The following is a 15,293-nucleotide window of genomic DNA, read 5'->3' as shown; positions in this document are numbered from 1 at the left end:
ATCGATTTCCCGAAGGATTTGGGGGTCTTTTCCGGGAAATTCGAATGTTTGCAGTTCTTGTACAGCAGCCCAAAGCAGGAAAAAGGTCGATGTTGGGGGATAATTTGTACCTTTAGCAGGATAACAAAACTACCCGGCCACAGTCGCCGGGCTAACAGGAATCATCAGATTATGCACTTCTTTTATCATGCAGGAAGGTATTTTAGCCTTTTAACCAAGGTTTTTTCGAAGCCGGAACGGCATAAGGTTTACGTCAAACGCTTGTTCTCCGAAATCGATGCACTGGGGGTTAATACGGTGGGACTGGTGGTGATCATCTCGATCTTCATGGGCGGGATTATCACCCTGCAAGTTGCCTACAATATGCAGAATCCGTTTTTGCCCTCCTACCTGATTGGCTTGGGAAACCGGGATACCTTGATTCTGGAATTTTCATCAACCATACTGGGCTTGATCCTGGCCGGGAAAATCGGCTCCAACATTACCTCCGAAATTGGGAGTATGCGTGTGACCGAGCAGATCGACTCGCTGGAAATTATGGGCGTGAACCCGGCAAGCTATTTGATTCTTCCCAAGATTGTGGCGGTGGTTTTTATTTTCCCTTTTCTGTATGTCATCAGTGTGTTTTTCGGCTTGATTGGCGGGTTGCTGGTTGGTCCCGGGGTGGGAGCCATTACGGCTGCTGAGTACCTGAACGGTGTACAGTATTTGTTCAATCCGCATTATGTGGGCTTTTCAATGGTGAAATCCCTGGTGTTCGGCTTTTTGGTTTCTTCCATTCCCGCTTATTTCGGTTATTTTGTTGAGGGCGGGGCTTTCGAAGTTGGTGCAGCCAGCACCCGGGCTGTGGTAACCACCAATATCTTGATCCTGATTTGGGACTTAATTTTAACACAACTTTTAATGTAATGATTCGAGTCGAGAATATCATCAAGTCGTTTGACAGCAAAATGGTGCTCAAGGGCATTACAACCGAGTTTCAGAAAGGACAAACCAACCTGATTATTGGGCGGAGCGGATCGGGCAAAACGGTTCTGCTGAAGTCGATCGTTGGTTTGCACGAGGTTGATCAGGGCGAAATCTATTACGACGACCGAAACTTTACGCGCATGAAAATGAAGGAGCGCAAGCGCCTGCGCCAGGAAATGGGCATGGTTTTTCAGGGCGGCGCTTTGTTCGACTCGCTGACGGTGGCCGAAAATGTGCGCTTCCCGATGGATATGTTTACCAATCAAACAGCTAAAGAAAAGGAAGAACGGGTGGCCTATTGCCTGGATCGGGTGAATATTAAACCTGAGGCTTTTCGCCTTTCGCCGGCCGAAATATCGGGTGGTATGCAAAAGCGTGTTGCCATTGCCCGGGCCATCGTTCTGAATCCCAAATACCTGTTTTGCGACGAGCCAAATTCGGGGCTCGATCCGGAAACATCGCTGGTGATCGACAGCCTGATTCACGATTTGACCGTTGACCTGAATATGACCACCATCATCAATACGCACGATATGAACTCGGTGATGGAGATCGGTGACAAGATCTTGTTTATCAGCGAGGGCGAAATGGGATGGATTGGCAGTAAGTCCGAAATTCTTCACGCTAAAAACAAGAAACTCGAAGAGTTCGTTTTCGCCAATCGCCAATACAAGGAAATGCGTGATGCCCGAATCGAAAACGGCTCTTAGCTCTTGGGCTTGAGGGTTACCACCGGAACAATCATTTCTTCCATCGAGATACCGCCATGCTGAAAAGTATCGCGGTAGTACTGCACGTAATGGTTGTAGTTGTTGGGGTAGGCCAAAAAATCGTCGTTACAGGCAAAAATGAACCTGGAGCTTACATTTCGTCCCGGCAGGAATGCCTTTTCTGGCTGCGCGATCTCAAAAACTTCTTTCGGGTTATAATTCAGGTTACGCCCCAGTTTATAGCGCAGGTTGGTTACCGTTTCGCGGTCGCCAACAACCTTCAGTGCATTGTTTACGCGCACTGTTCCGTGGTCGGTGGTTATGACCACCTTCACTTGGTTTTCGGCCAGGCTTTTCAGTAGCTCCAGCAAAAACGAATGGTTAAACCAGCTGAGGGTCAATGAGCGGTAGGCCTTTTCATCGCTGGCCAGTTCGCGCATCACCTCGGTATCGGTACGGGCGTGCGAAATCATATCCACAAAATTGAAAACCATAACCGACAGGTTGTTCTGAAGCACCTGGGTTAAGGTTTCCTGGAATTTTTTGCCGGTTTTCAGGCTGCCAACTTTTTCGAAATACATTTTTTCGGAGCGCCCCAGTCGCTTCATCTGCTCCTGCAACAACTCTTTTTCGTGCACATTCTTATGGCTTTCGTTATCGTCCTCTTCCCAGAAGTTGGGATAGATGCGTGCTATTTCCGAGGGCATGAGACCGGCAAAAATTGCATTGCGCGCATACATGGTTGCCGTTGGCAGAATGCTGTAATAAAGCTCTTCTTCTTCGGTCAGAAAGTATTGGTTGATCACCTTGCTAAGAACCCTGAACTGGTCGTAGCGCAGATTGTCGATCACCAGCACAAATACCCGCTCTGTTTTGTTGAGCAGGGGAAAGATCTTGTGGCGAAACAGATCGGGCGAGAGCATGGGACGCTCCTTTTGATCTTTCTCGAACCAGCTCAGATAGTTGTTTTTGATGTAGCGCGAAAAGTTGTTGTTCGCCTCTGCTTTTTGCATTTGCAGGATTTCGTCCATCGTCGAATCCATGGAAGCACTGAGCTCCAGCTCCCAGAAGACCAGTTTGCGGTACACCTCTTTCCAGTCCTCGTGATCCAAACGCTCGTTCAGGCGCATCCCGATTTTGCCAAATTCGCTTTGGTAGTCCGAAGTGGTTTTGCGGGTCACCAGTTCATGCTGATCGACATTCTTTTTGATGGACAGAAGAATTTGCTTGGGGTTGACCGGCTTAATCAGATAGTCGGCAATCTTGGACCCAATAGCCTGGTCCATAATATCCTCCTCTTCACTTTTGGTGATCATGACCACCGGCACGTTCGGCTCCAGGTTTTTAATCTCTGTGAGAGTTTGCAAGCCGGTGAGCCCGGGCATATTTTCATCCAGAAAAATAATGTCGAAGTGATTATCGCGTACCAGATCAATAGCGTCCGAGCCGTTGCTCGAAGTAGATACCTGGTAGCCTTTTTGTTCGAGGAATATGATGTGCGGACGTAAAAGATCGATTTCATCGTCGGTCCATAAAATTCGGATTGTTTTCATACATTTTACTTTCATTGGAGCCGGCATTTTGGTGATAGCCGACGGTTGTGTTTTTAAGTGGATCCTCTCTCACATTCCGAATACTGACGCTTCACGGTCCTAATTCGAAGCATACAGCGCTTACCATTTAACGCTAATAATCGCAATTTTATGCGAGTTGTTGGCACTTGTTAACAAAGATTAACCTTAACGCGAAAGGTAGTTCTCTTTATAAAACTTCATGTAATCACTTAAGTTTTTGCGTTCAAGCAGCAAGTCGATGTTTGCTTCCGAAATAACGAAATTGCGGTATTCCAGCTCGCCAAGTGGACCATAAACTTGCTGGTCGCGCACCAGGTTTTGCAGGTAATTCATCGCACGGTCGCTATCGGCAAATGGGAAAACACGCACCATGACCTGTTGGTCGTTGTAGGGCTGCAATTCAATTCGCAATTTGCCTTCCGGGTCGAACTGATCGTTGTGTGCTTCGATGTCATCGAGCAATTTCTCCTGATCAACCGTTTGTGCCGGAAGCAGTAGTACGAAGCTGTGTTCGCTGTTCATGCTTGCTCTAAACAGGCTAGGTGTTACAGCCGGAGCGTTCTTTTCGGCAGGCTTGGTTGTTGTTTCGGATGACTGATTGGGCGTGTTTTGCGGGCTTTTAAGTGCCTCCCCGCTGATGTAATATTCGCGGAAGAAGTTCATATACTCGTTTACATCGTGGCTTCCTGTGAGCGTTTGAAGGTTGGTATTGCTGATGATGAAATTGCGGTAGCTGCGATCGCCTAACTCATCGAACAGGCTGCGGTTGGTGATCACGCGCCGGAAATAGCTCATGGCCTGTTCGGCATTGCTCAGCGGTGATACTACAAGTAGCTGATAGTCGCCAAATACCTTGGCATCGGTCGATAAGCGGAGACTCCCAAATTCCTCTTTGTTGAAGCGGGCAAATTGGTCGAGCATTCCTTTCAGCTTGAAATCGCGATCCTGAATGGCAATGGCAAAGCTGTGCGGTGCATCGGCCGTACGGCTGTAAAGTTCGGTTTTCACTTCGGGTGTTACCATCACAAATGTACCGCGTTCTTCCAGCTTTTGATCTTCTTCCATGGCTTTGGCCATCAGTTCTTCCGGTTCGGGCAGTTCACCCTCGGGGAAGTCACCGCCAATAAAGCGGCTGTAATTTTTAAGGAAGAATTTCAGGTAATCCTCGGTGTTGTGGTCGGCCTTCAGCTCGCGGTAGTTGTAGGTTGAAACGACAAAATTCACGTAATCAACGCCACGCAGTGTGGCGTAAACTTCGGGCTTCCGGATGATCGACCTGAAATAAATCAGCGCTTGTTCCTTGTTTGGAATGGTGCGCACCGACAGCAGGCTTGTTTGGGCGTTGAGCGGTTCCACTTCAAGATCGAAATCGGTTTTCATATAGTGGTCGATATTGTAGTTGGCAATGTCGAATTTCAGTCGGTTAATGTCTACCTGAGCCGTACGGTTGAAGGCAATCACGAAATAGTGCAGCAGCTCCTCGTCGTACGAAAACTTGCCGTTAAATTCATCCTGTACCTGGTTCTTTTCGGCCAGTAGTTCGTCATTCACAATCTTGTCGTTCAGGTAGCCCGAAGCCACCAGCTTTTGATAATCAACCAGGGTGCTGTCCTGAATGAGTTGGCGGATTCGTTCGGCCATCGGCTTGGCGGGCGAGGCCGGATAGTTCGCCATATACTGATCCAGGTAGGTTCCGAACTGTTCGAAGCTGCCTTTTTCGCCTTTCGCAATGGTCTCGATAAATGCCGCTTTAGCCAACAGGATGGTGTCGGCATCCATAGTTTGCAGTTTGCTGGCATACTGCCCGGCCTGGTTGTAGTCGCCCTGTTTGTATAGGCTGAAAGCCTGCTGATACAGGCGGTTTATGCTGTCGCGATGCGCTTCCAGTTCGATAAAATAGTTCGGATTGACCAGGTACTGCGCATATTTGCTGTTGGGATAGCCGTTCACAATCAGTTGTTTGTAATAATCGGACTTGCTTCGGTTGCCAATTTTAGCGTACAGATCCCATAGTTCGAAATAAGTGGTCAGCTTATAAATATTTTCATCGTAACGTTGCAGCAGGTCTTCGTACTCGTCGATGGCCATCGGATAGTTTTCATAGTCTTGTTTAAAGATCCGGCCGGCGTTGAACAAGGCATCTCGAATGCGGATGTTCGAGGCGCGCATTTGAGCGTCGGTCAGCGGCAGATCCTGCAGGTAATAGGCGCGCTTCAGCTTATCGTTTTCGCGGGGTTCTTCCACTTTGGTCGAGTCCTTGGCGGTTTCTTCAGCCAGTTCGTCCTGCTCAATTTCCGAGAACTGGTTTTTATTTTTCCGGCGCCAGTTGTCTTCCAGTTTGCGTTTGCCCCATTCCTGTTCAAACTCAATTTTCCCCAGGGTGATTGTTGATGAATTGTAAAAATACCAGCCCGAGCTTTGTTGTTGGCTCAGGCTTCCCCGAGCCTGGTTCATACGGTAGAAATTCCGATCCATACGTTCCTGGGCTTCCTGCTGTTTGCGGGCCATCTCGGCATCGCGTTCTGCCTTAATCCAGCTGTCTATCTTCCGGTTTCTGTCGGCTTCGCTCATTAGGGCCAGCGCTTGCAGGCTATCTTCCCGTTCTACGGTTAGCAGGTTGTTTGTGAGCAGAACGAGGCTTTTGTGCCGATCCGCAATAAAGGCATAGTTCGGGTAGCTGTTGTCAATTACCATCATGGCACTGTCGTAGTAGGCACGGGCTTCCTTGTAAATCTGATCGGTAAAGTAGATGTCGGCCAGGGTGAGGCATGACAAGGCTTTTTGATAGTCGTTGCTGATGCTGGTAGCTGATGAAAGGCGGTAGTTTTCGATAGCCGCGGTTTTGTTTTCCCGGCGTTTGTCGATGTTGGCCAGGGCATAATAAATCTGGTCGCGGAACTCGTGGTTCTTTTCGTCCTTCAGCATTTTATTGAGCTCCAGAACGAGCTTGTCCAGGTTTTCGTTTTCGGTAAACACCCCTGCTGCATTAATGCGGGCGTTAAAGGCCATCATGTATGAAGGACTTAATTTGGCTGCCTTTCTGAAGGTTTCAATGGCCAGCTGGTTATTGCCGGTTTCTTTGTACAGTTGTGCCAGGATGTAGCTGTAACGGGCTTTGTCGGCTCGGTTTGCCGGTTTGCGCAGCACTGCTTTCAGCGCCGGGATGGTTTCCTCGTATTCTTTTTGTTTCAGGTGAAAGTCGGCCACGGCCAGCGAGAACTCCTGATCCAGTTTTTTTGGAAAATCCAGGCTGGCATCAATGTCTTTGATCACTTCCATGGCCTCGCTGTAACGCTCCTGCTCCGAGTAGCAGCGCAGCAACCAGATCAGGGCTTCAAAACGCGATGGCTCTTGGCTGTATTTGCGGATTACATAGTTGAAGTTTTCCATGGCCTGTGGGAACTTCTTCTGGTAAAAGTAAGCTTTACCCATTAGCAGATAGCTGTCGTCGACCCAGTTGTTGTATTCATCTTTGCTGGCCAGATTTTTATAGGCTGCCGAGCGGATTCGTCGTCTTTTGGGTTTTTTAGTCAGCGAGTGAATCTTTATCAGCTTCGATGCTTTTAGGATTGCATTATCCATTTCCGCCGAGGCCAGGCGCTCGGCACCTGTCATGCTGGCCTTATATACCGGCAGGATCCGGGTGAAGTCGTCATCAACCGACTGATCGATACGTTCCAGGCCAGCCTTTAAACTTTCTTTGCCGTTGAAATAGATGTTATAGCGCGAGGTAACGTTGTGATAGGTACGTGTGACTGCCGTATTCTTTTCGGTGGAGCAACCGCCCAGAATAACCAATAAAAACAGCAGCAAAAATTTATGTGATAAGTTCGTCTTCAATCCGGATGTTTTTTCACTTTAGGGATAACTGAATAAAGCGGATAATATTGCTTTTGACCAGCCAAAAAGCATAAGCCGGTTCTTCCTTTTTCGGCCGTCAGCTTTGTTTAGCAATAATACGAAATTTGAAGGAAAGCCAAGCTTCGTTTGTTCGGGATTGCGGGAGCCTTATGGTGCCAAAACGAATTGAGGGCTTCACTCGGAGTGAAACCCTCAATGCTAACATCTTTGACTAGATGTCATGTTTTATTTGCGGCTAACCTTCACCTTTTTTGTTGGATCGTGCTCGGCGTTGCGGCGTTCGGTTTCGCGGATGGTTGTTGCAGCTACCTCCAGGAATGCCCGGCCCATGGGCGACGTTTCGTCGCTGGCAACAGGCGTGCCATCGTCGCCACCTTCGCGGATGCCTTGTACAATCGGGATTTGACCGAGCAAAGGAATTTGCAGAGCTTCGGCTAAATCTTTACCACCATCTTTGCCAAAAATATAGTATTTGTTGTCCGGCAGTTCTTCGGGCGTAAACCAGGCCATATTTTCAACCAAGCCGAGTACCGGTACATCAACGGTCTTGCTGCGGAACATGCTCACGCCTTTCACCACATCGGCCAAAGCGACATCCTGCGGCGTTGTAACGATGATGGCTCCGGTTACCGGAACGGTTTGTACCAGGGTGAGGTGAATGTCGCTGGTGCCCGGAGGAAGGTCGATCAGCATATAGTCGAGCTCGCCCCAGTTGCCGTCTTTGATCAGCTGTTTTAAGGCGTTCGAAGCCATTGGCCCTCGCCATACCAGCGCATCGTCCTGCGATACGAAGAACCCGATTGACAACATTTTAACGCCGAACTGTTCAACAGGCTCAATCATTTCGTGACCGTCAACCACTACGCCCACCGGACGTTCGCCTTCAACGCCAAACATTTTGGGGATCGAGGGGCCGTAAATGTCGGCATCAATTAAACCTACTTTGGCGCCGGTTTTGGCCAGTGCCACAGCCAGGTTTACCGATACGGTTGATTTTCCAACGCCGCCTTTGCCCGACGAAACAGCAATGATGTTTTTAACGTTAGGCAGTACCGGCCGCTCCATCTGGTGGATGGCTTTGGCGGTGATGTTACCGCGGATTTCAATATCCTGCCCCAGCTCTTCAATCAGCATGTCTTCGCAGGCTTTGATGACTACCGGGATGTTTTGATCGTCGGAGCGCTGAAAGACCAGCGAAAAGGTTATTTTTTTCCCGGCAATGCGGATTTCCTGAACCATGTCCATGGCCACGATATTCTCTTTAGAACCCGGATAAACAACTTTGCTTAAGCTGTCGGTTACCGTTTTCGGAACGATTATTTTGCGTGCTTCACTCATAGCTGTATGTGTTTAATATTTTTTGTTTTCGGGCTCTTGAAAATTTTACTTTTTCACCTGAACTAAAGTCGGGTTAAAAGTTTTATTCGATCATTAGTTCTTTTGTCGGATCCCAGAAAACTTCGGCAAAGTTAATAATTTGATTGTTCTCAACGCGAATTCCTTCACTCAAAAGTAAGTCCTCCATTGCCGAAGAGTTTCCGAAGTTGTGTTTGCCGCTAAGCAGGCCCTGGGCATTTACGACCCGGTGTGCCGGAACATAAACCGGTTGTGCTCCGGCTTTGTTCATGGCCCATCCGACCATGCGGGCCGATTGCCCGGTGCCCAGGTAGCGGGCAATGGCGCCGTAGCTGGTAACGCGCCCCGGAGGAATAAGGCGTACAACCTGGTAAACCATGTCGAAAAAGTCGTTCATAAATTGCGGGATTTGCCATTGAGGGTTTCACACCAAGTCAAACTAGAGTAGTCAACCCATTGAGGGCTTCACTTGTAGTGAAACCCTCAATAAGTGACTATTCTCTGGCCGACCGGCCGAAGCTTCGGTAGGGGTCTTTTTCAATCTCTACATCAGACTCGCGTAGGGGCTTGTCGTGACTGAGTTTAAATGCCAGGTATTTGATATCGATTCCCCGTTCGCGCCACTGCTTTTCGTAAAAAGTTTGAATGGAAAGAACGTCATTCAGGATGTCGGACTGATAAAGGTTGTCGGTGTTGGCAATAATTTCCAACTCATTCTCCTTCACCATTTCCAGCGTGTAGTGATACTGAAAGCTACTGTCGGTTTTCAGGTTGATGATGCCATCCGGGGCCAAAATATTTCGGTAGATCTCCATGAAGTTGGTTGCTGTGAGCCGTTTGCGGGTGCTCTTCATCTGGGGGTCGGGGAAGGTAAGCCAGATCTCCTGCACTTCGCCCGGGGCAAAAAATTTGTGGATAATCTCGATGCTGGTGCGCAAAAAGCCTACGTTGTTCACGCCTTGCTCAATGGCCATTTTAGCGCCTTTCCACATCCGGGCACCTTTAATATCGACCCCAACGAAGTTTTTATCGGGGAAGAACTTGGCCAGGGAAACCGAATATTCACCTTTGCCGCATCCCAGTTCGAGAATGATGGGATTGTCGTTTTTAAAAAAGTGCTTGTTCCAGTTTCCTTTTAATTCGTGATCAGCTTGGTCGGGCTGCTGCATCGGAGACTGGATGGTGTTTGTGAAGGTCTCCATTTCTGCAAATTTCTTCAGTTTATTCTTTCCCACTTGTACAGATTTTCAGATTGTCGGACTGTTGCTGTTTGCCTTGTTCCGCTATGTTAATTTTGTTTTTCAATGCTTATTCCAATATCCCGGATGCCTTTCAGCCTATTGGCCCGCATTCCTTGCTGAATGGAGAACCGGTAGATTCCGGGAGTCGGGAAGTAGATGTTTTCCTTGTATAAAAACTGGTTGTCGAACAGATCGCCGATGCCGGTTCCCAGCCACTTGCCCGATGGGGCAGCAAGCTGAAAGTTGAGCGTATCGGTCAGCACTTTGCCATCGGGGGAGCTGATGTTCACAAAAAGCCACAGGTTGCTGAATGGATAGCTGCCACTATTGCGCAGATTCAGGTACAGGTTGTGGCTTTCGATGGTGTCGCCAAGCTCAACGTCAAATACCACCAGCGAGTCATTGTGCCATCCGTCGGCACTCAGGCTTCGATAAGCCTCAAATTCCTTTTTTTGTGTGCACGAAGCCAGAGCCAGAAGCAAAGCTGCGATGCTGAAAACTAATTTCAATCTCATGCTGCAATAATCTCGTTTACCAGGTGAACATCAGGAATCCGATTTTGGTTTTCTGCGTCGGCGATTGTTGGGCCGTTGTGGCTTGTTGTCACCACTACCAGTCGAACCGCCTTTGTTGGTGTTTCGCGTGTTGGTCCGCTTGGTGTTGGCGTTGCGGGTGTTATCTCCTCCACGGTTTGACGGGCGGCCGCCGCTGTCGCCTTTTTTCGCCGGTCGTTTTTTCTTGCGGTTGCGCTTCGATTTGGGCTGGTCGAAACGGGTCAGGCTGTCCTGCGACAACACATCTTCGAATTCTTTCGGCTTACGGGTGGTGGTTACCGAATCATCGTATTCAATCAGTTTTTCGGGTTTTCGGCCTTTTTTATTCATCAGGATGATTTCCTTCACCCGGTCAACAGGAACGCCTTGCGGACCCGAGAGGCTGTTTTCGCCCGTGCCAATGTAGTACATGATGCGGTTGAAAACATCGGCTTTCAGGAAATGGTATTGCCCGTTTTTGATCTCCAGCACAATGTTGTTCGGCGGGAAGTCGCGTTGTGCATCAATATAGGAATCGACCTCGTAGTTGAGGCAGCACTTAAGTTTTCCACACTGACCGGCCAGCTTTTGCGGGTTCAGCGATATTTCCTGGAAGCGGGCGGCATTGGTTGTTACCGACACAAAATTGCTCATCCAGGTGGCGCAGCAGAGCTCGCGTCCGCAAGGACCGATGCCGCCGATGCGTCCGGCTTCCTGGCGTGCTCCGATCTGCTTCATCTCGATGCGGATGCGGAAACTTTCGGCCAGCACCTTAATTAGTTGGCGAAAATCGACGCGCCCCTCGGCAATGTAGTAGAAGATGGCTTTTGTTTTGTCGCCCTGGTATTCCACGTCGCCAATTTTCATGTCCAGGCGCAGGTCGGCAGCAATTTGCCGCGAGCGGATCATGGTTTTGTGTTCCAGACTGATGGCTTCTTTCCACTTGTCGATGTCGGCTTGTTTGGCCTTGCGATAAATTTTTCGGAAATCGCCATTTACCAGCTTCACCTTATGTTTGCGTACCTGGTGTTTTACCAGCTCGCCGGTGAGGCTGACCACGCCAATGTCGTGACCAGGGTTGGCTTCAACAGCAACAATGTCGCCAATTTTAAGCTTCAGGTTGCTGTGGTTTCTGAAATATTCTTTGCGGGTATTTTTAAATCGAACCTCAACAATGTTGTCGGCAGTGGCCATGTGTACCACGTCGCTCAGCCAGTCGTGAACTTCCAGCTTCGAGCAGGTACCGGCTCCACCAGCACAACAACCGCGGTTGACTGTATAATTATCTTCCATAGTTGATTTTTTAGTTCTGTATGCCGAAAGGGTGAAAACTGCTGCGGCAAAAACAGGCTTCAAAAATAAGCATAATTGCCGACAAAAAAAGGCGCAATCGGTTGGGTTTGCGTTTTGTGCAGCATGTGAAAGTTGATGAAATCGTTTATCAGGAAAGAACTAATAGATATCTGGTAATCTAACAATCTGAAAATCCAAAATTCCTGTCTTATCTACGGATCAACTTTACAATCCGCAAAGCCATGTCGGTAAAAATGATTCTCGGATTGCCGTTCATGCTGATGTGTAAAATCGATTTTTCCAGTTCTTCGCTGATGGGCATGATGTTACGCTCGTTAATGAAGGGTGAGAAGCGCGACGAGAAGGCTTGTTCTTCTTCATCCATATAAACCAGCTTGGGGTTTTTCAGGTTGAAAACAAAGTTTTCGCGAACCTGCGCCAAGGCATATTGCAGGAAGCTCTTTTGGCGCTCGCGGCCAATGGTGGAGAGCTCGGCCACCCAGGTGAATAATTCCAGAAACTTACGGCCATAAGTCAGGCGCATCAGTTCCTTGAATTTCTCGAGGTTGTAGCGATCCTGATTTTCGGGCTTGAGCAGTTGCAAGGCTCTTCGGTAGTTGCCGCGGCTGAGATGCGCAATTTGTTCGGTATTTGTGCCCGACGACTCGGGAAGTTCGTTCAGCGATGCCACCAGTTCAGCTTCGTCGATGGCCGGAACTTTGGTGAGCTGGCAACGCGAGCGGATGGTCGTAATCAGCTGTTCTTCGCTCTCCGAAACCAGCAGGAAAAGCGTCTTGGACGGCGGTTCCTCAATCATCTTCAGCAGCTTGTTGGAACAGGCCTGATTCATCTTCTCGGGCATCCAGATGATCATGATCTTATATTCCGACTCATACGATTTCAGGTTTAGCTTGCGGATAATCTCGTCGCTTTCCTGCGCATAGATCATCCCCTGGGCATTGTCGGTCCCGATGAACGTGAACCAGTCCTCGAGGCTGAAGTAGGCATCATGGAGTACCATTTTACGCCATTCTTCAATATAATCGGTACTGACGGGGTCTTTGAACTTCGGCGATTTCACAACCGGGTACACAAAATGCAAATCGGGATGTGCCAGCCGCGCATATTTTTTGCACGACGGACAAGTGCCGCACGAATCGCCATTTTGCTTATTGGTGCACGACACGTATTGGGCGTATGCCAGGGCCAAAGCCAGATTCCCGGAACCTTCGGGGCCGGCAAACAATTGCGCGTGACTGATCCGCGATTCGTTGATGGTCTGAATGAAACGTTCCTTGATGGCTTTTTGTCCAATAATGTCGCGAAAAAACATAGGCTGATTTTTGAGTGCAAGCAAAAATAGGAAAATAAAATAAGTCAAAAGAAGGAAGTCAAAAGTCAAAAGGAGGACGTCAAAAAATAGGCGAAAAATTTGGTTTGCAGATTGGGCTCCTGATTGCGCCCATTTTTGCCTTTTCACTTTTGCCTTCTCACTCCTGCTCCTTCATTACCTCAATCTTAAAAAATACCGATTTGCAAGTGGGGTTACAAAGGGCAAACTTTTCTTTTTTGTATCTTTGGGACTCTTATCAAAAAGAACCTAAAAATATTCTATTATGCAGACAATTGAATCGTATGATTTCAAAGGCAAAAAGGCGTTGATCCGCGTAGATTTTAACGTTCCTTTGAATGACAAATTCGAGATTACTGATGATACCCGTATGGTGGCTGCCCTTCCTACAATTAAAAAAATTATTGCTGAAGGAGGTTCGCCAATTATCATGTCACACTTTGGTCGCCCTAAAAACGGACCGGAAGATGCTTTCTCAATGAAACACCTGGTAGGTCACTTGGCTGAATTGCTGGGAACCGAAGTGAAATTGGCTCCTGATTGCATTGGCGACGAGGTAAAAGCCATGGCTGCTGCCTTGAAACCGGGTGAAGTTTTGTTGCTGGAAAACCTGCGTTTCCACAAAGAAGAAACAAAAGGCGACGAAGCTTTTGCCGGTCAGTTGGCCGAGCTGGGCGACTGCTGGGTAAACGATGCTTTCGGTACGGCTCACCGTGCGCACGCTTCAACAGCTGTAATCGCTAAATTCTTCCCGAACGACAAAATGTTCGGTTACCTGGTAACCGACGAGGTGTCGAACCTGGATAAAGTTGTAGCTGCTCCGGTACGTCCGATGACCGCAATCATGGGTGGTGCTAAAGTTTCAACTAAAATCACAATCATCGAAAACATGTTGGGTACAGTTGACAACCTGATTATCGGTGGTGGTATGATCTTCACTTTCGTGAAAGCAATGGGTGGAAACATCGGTTCTTCATTGTGTGAAGACGAGTACCTGGATTTGGCTAAAAAACTGATCGCAACAGCCAAAGAAAAAGGCGTGAACCTGGTGATCGCTTCCGACTGTGTTGCTGCTGATAAATTTGCTGCTGATGCCAACACTGAAATCTGTCCTGCAGGCGAAATTAAAGACGGCTGGTTGGGATTGGATGTAGGTCCTGATACCATCGCTACTTTCAAAGAAGTAATTGGTAAGTCAAAAACAATCCTTTGGAACGGCCCTGCCGGAGTATTCGAAATGGATGCTTTTGCTGCCGGAACCAAAGCAATTGGCGAAGCTGTTGTTGAAGCAACTAAAAATGGTGCTTTCTCATTGGTTGGTGGTGGCGACTCGGTTGCTGCTGTTAACAAATTCGGTATTGCTGAAGGTGTTTCGTACATTTCAACTGCCGGTGGTGCCATGTTGGAAACTTTGGAAGGTAAAGTTCTTCCGGGTATCGCAGCTGTTCGCGGATAATTCGAACAAGATTACAATCGATATCAGAAGGCTCGGGCTATGGCTCGGGCCTTTTTTCGTGAAAGTCCCTTCTGCTTTTCTTTTCTATCTAATGTACCCACCCTGGCCCTCGCTCACGAGGGAGGGAAATTCCGACTTTGTCGGAATGGGAGGGTCAATCTGATTCAAAAGAATCCACTTTCATCCCTGTTGGTGATTCCCTCCGAATCATGAATATTTTTTCTGAAAGTCTTTTTTTCGACGCTTAAGCGAGTGTTCCGTCAATCCTAATTTGTATAAAAGAGGATGTTTTGTCCTACCGGACGGGTTCTCATTTTTCAGCAATGGCTTTAGCCATTCAATACCGATTAGCTTCAAAAGTGTCGCATCCAATCACTTCGTTTCAATGCTCCTTTTTCAGTCTATCGGCATTATACCGTCCTATTTCAGAGTATAAATTTAGCCTGTGCAACGGTATAATTTGGGTAGCATAAACGATAACACGAAGATCGTCCCGTCCCGTACGGGACGGAATTTTACCCGCGGAAATGCCAAAGCTACCCAAATGTCATCCCTCCGGGATTGCAGAAAGCTTTTCGTTTGATTCCGGTCTCGATAAAATAGGCCAACCGGTTCCCAACTTTTTCTCATTGATCAAACCTCATTCTTATGCGTTGATGGTGTTTTTTGCAATCTACCTGTAGCGTCTGGATTCTCCCCGCTCTGCCCGCAGAGAGGGGACAGAATTGAATCGATCCGCCAGGATTGGTTCATTTCAGGGGAGAGTAAAAAGAGGCCTTTGTGTTTTTTGTAAACATCTCTTCGGGCGATGTGCCTGCCTGCGATAGGCCGGGTTTCCAACCGCACGGGGGATGCTTTGAGGTTTGTGGACCGACAACCCGGCAACTGTTGAAAACAACGAAAACAGCAGCGTCCCCCAAATAGTGAACTTTCATTCCTGTTGGTGATT

Annotated in this window: 11 protein-coding genes; 3 read left to right on the top strand and 8 right to left on the bottom strand. The window is 48.2% G+C overall.

The annotated features are described in order from the left end of the window. Nucleotides 1–171 precede the first annotated feature (171 nt). Entirely contained in the window at nucleotides 172–909 is a 738-nt protein-coding gene (locus C8N47_RS01230; RefSeq protein ID WP_107820811.1) for an MlaE family ABC transporter permease, read from the top strand. Continuing rightward, on the top strand, nucleotides 909–1,679 hold the full coding sequence (locus C8N47_RS01225) for an ABC transporter ATP-binding protein (RefSeq protein WP_107820692.1): 771 nt from the start codon (nucleotides 909–911) through the stop codon (nucleotides 1,677–1,679). Before C8N47_RS01230 ends, C8N47_RS01225 begins: the two co-directional genes overlap by 1 nt. On the opposite strand, the gene porX is transcribed toward C8N47_RS01225, so the two are convergent. The 8 genes from porX to holB all read right to left on the bottom strand — a co-directional run bounded on the left by porX (nucleotide 1,676) and on the right by holB (nucleotide 12,870). Next, nucleotides 1,676–3,232 carry a T9SS response regulator signal transducer PorX gene (porX, locus tag C8N47_RS01220; RefSeq protein WP_107820810.1) on the bottom strand — a complete coding sequence of 519 codons (1,557 nt, stop codon included), beginning with the start codon at nucleotides 3,230–3,232 and terminating at the stop codon, nucleotides 1,676–1,678. The two genes, C8N47_RS01225 and porX, sit on opposite strands and share 4 nt — an antisense overlap. 186 nt (nucleotides 3,233–3,418) lie before the next feature. Next, on the bottom strand, nucleotides 3,419–7,093 hold the full coding sequence (porW, locus tag C8N47_RS01215) for a type IX secretion system periplasmic lipoprotein PorW/SprE (RefSeq protein WP_146161403.1): 3,675 nt from the start codon (nucleotides 7,091–7,093) through the stop codon (nucleotides 3,419–3,421). 246 nt (nucleotides 7,094–7,339) lie between these two features. Beyond that, nucleotides 7,340–8,452, bottom strand: coding sequence for an Mrp/NBP35 family ATP-binding protein (locus C8N47_RS01210; protein ID WP_107820690.1), 1,113 nt, complete (start codon nucleotides 8,450–8,452; stop codon nucleotides 7,340–7,342). Between the two features lie 82 nt (nucleotides 8,453–8,534). Then, on the bottom strand, nucleotides 8,535–8,867 hold the full coding sequence (locus C8N47_RS01205; RefSeq protein ID WP_107820689.1) for an MGMT family protein: 333 nt from the start codon (nucleotides 8,865–8,867) through the stop codon (nucleotides 8,535–8,537). Between the two features lie 97 nt (nucleotides 8,868–8,964). After that, the gene (gene trmB, locus C8N47_RS01200) at nucleotides 8,965–9,705 is read right to left on the bottom strand and encodes a tRNA (guanosine(46)-N7)-methyltransferase TrmB (RefSeq protein WP_107820688.1); all 741 of its coding nucleotides are present in this window, start codon (nucleotides 9,703–9,705) and stop codon (nucleotides 8,965–8,967) included. Between the two features lie 53 nt (nucleotides 9,706–9,758). Continuing rightward, nucleotides 9,759–10,226, bottom strand: a complete 468-nt coding sequence (locus C8N47_RS01195; protein WP_107820687.1) for a gliding motility lipoprotein GldH — start codon at nucleotides 10,224–10,226, stop codon at nucleotides 9,759–9,761. A 30-nt stretch (nucleotides 10,227–10,256) separates the two neighbouring features. Next, complete coding sequence (locus C8N47_RS01190) at nucleotides 10,257–11,537, bottom strand: PSP1 domain-containing protein (RefSeq protein WP_107820686.1); 1,281 nt, start codon at nucleotides 11,535–11,537, stop codon at nucleotides 10,257–10,259. A gap of 208 nt (nucleotides 11,538–11,745) precedes the next feature. Beyond that, the gene (gene holB, locus C8N47_RS01185) at nucleotides 11,746–12,870 is read right to left on the bottom strand and encodes a DNA polymerase III subunit delta' (RefSeq protein WP_107820685.1); all 1,125 of its coding nucleotides are present in this window, start codon (nucleotides 12,868–12,870) and stop codon (nucleotides 11,746–11,748) included. A 283-nt stretch (nucleotides 12,871–13,153) separates the two neighbouring features. Between holB and C8N47_RS01180 the strand changes: the two genes are divergently transcribed. Then, nucleotides 13,154–14,344, top strand: coding sequence for a phosphoglycerate kinase (locus C8N47_RS01180; protein WP_107820684.1), 1,191 nt, complete (start codon nucleotides 13,154–13,156; stop codon nucleotides 14,342–14,344). Nucleotides 14,345–15,293: the final 949 nt, after the last annotated feature.

The organism is Mangrovibacterium marinum (genome assembly GCF_003046625.1).
Taxonomy (GTDB): domain Bacteria; phylum Bacteroidota; class Bacteroidia; order Bacteroidales; family Prolixibacteraceae; genus Mangrovibacterium; species Mangrovibacterium marinum.
Note: the sequence above shows the minus strand (reverse complement) of the source record. Positions and strands in the feature narration are given on the sequence as shown.

Bases quoted from the DNA above. Each gene is read 5' to 3' on its own strand.
- porX (WP_107820810.1), bottom strand. From the start codon at position 3,232: ATGAAAACAATCCGAATTTTATGGACCGACGATGAAATCGATCTTTTA.
- holB (WP_107820685.1), bottom strand. From the start codon at position 12,870: ATGTTTTTTCGCGACATTATTGGACAAAAAGCCATCAAGGAACGTTTC.
- C8N47_RS01195 (WP_107820687.1), bottom strand. From the start codon at position 10,226: ATGAGATTGAAATTAGTTTTCAGCATCGCAGCTTTGCTTCTGGCTCTG.
- C8N47_RS01190 (WP_107820686.1), bottom strand. From the start codon at position 11,537: ATGGAAGATAATTATACAGTCAACCGCGGTTGTTGTGCTGGTGGAGCC.
- C8N47_RS01230 (WP_107820811.1), top strand. From the start codon at position 172: ATGCACTTCTTTTATCATGCAGGAAGGTATTTTAGCCTTTTAACCAAG.
- C8N47_RS01225 (WP_107820692.1), top strand. From the start codon at position 909: ATGATTCGAGTCGAGAATATCATCAAGTCGTTTGACAGCAAAATGGTG.
- C8N47_RS01210 (WP_107820690.1), bottom strand. From the start codon at position 8,452: ATGAGTGAAGCACGCAAAATAATCGTTCCGAAAACGGTAACCGACAGC.
- C8N47_RS01180 (WP_107820684.1), top strand. From the start codon at position 13,154: ATGCAGACAATTGAATCGTATGATTTCAAAGGCAAAAAGGCGTTGATC.
- C8N47_RS01205 (WP_107820689.1), bottom strand. From the start codon at position 8,867: ATGAACGACTTTTTCGACATGGTTTACCAGGTTGTACGCCTTATTCCT.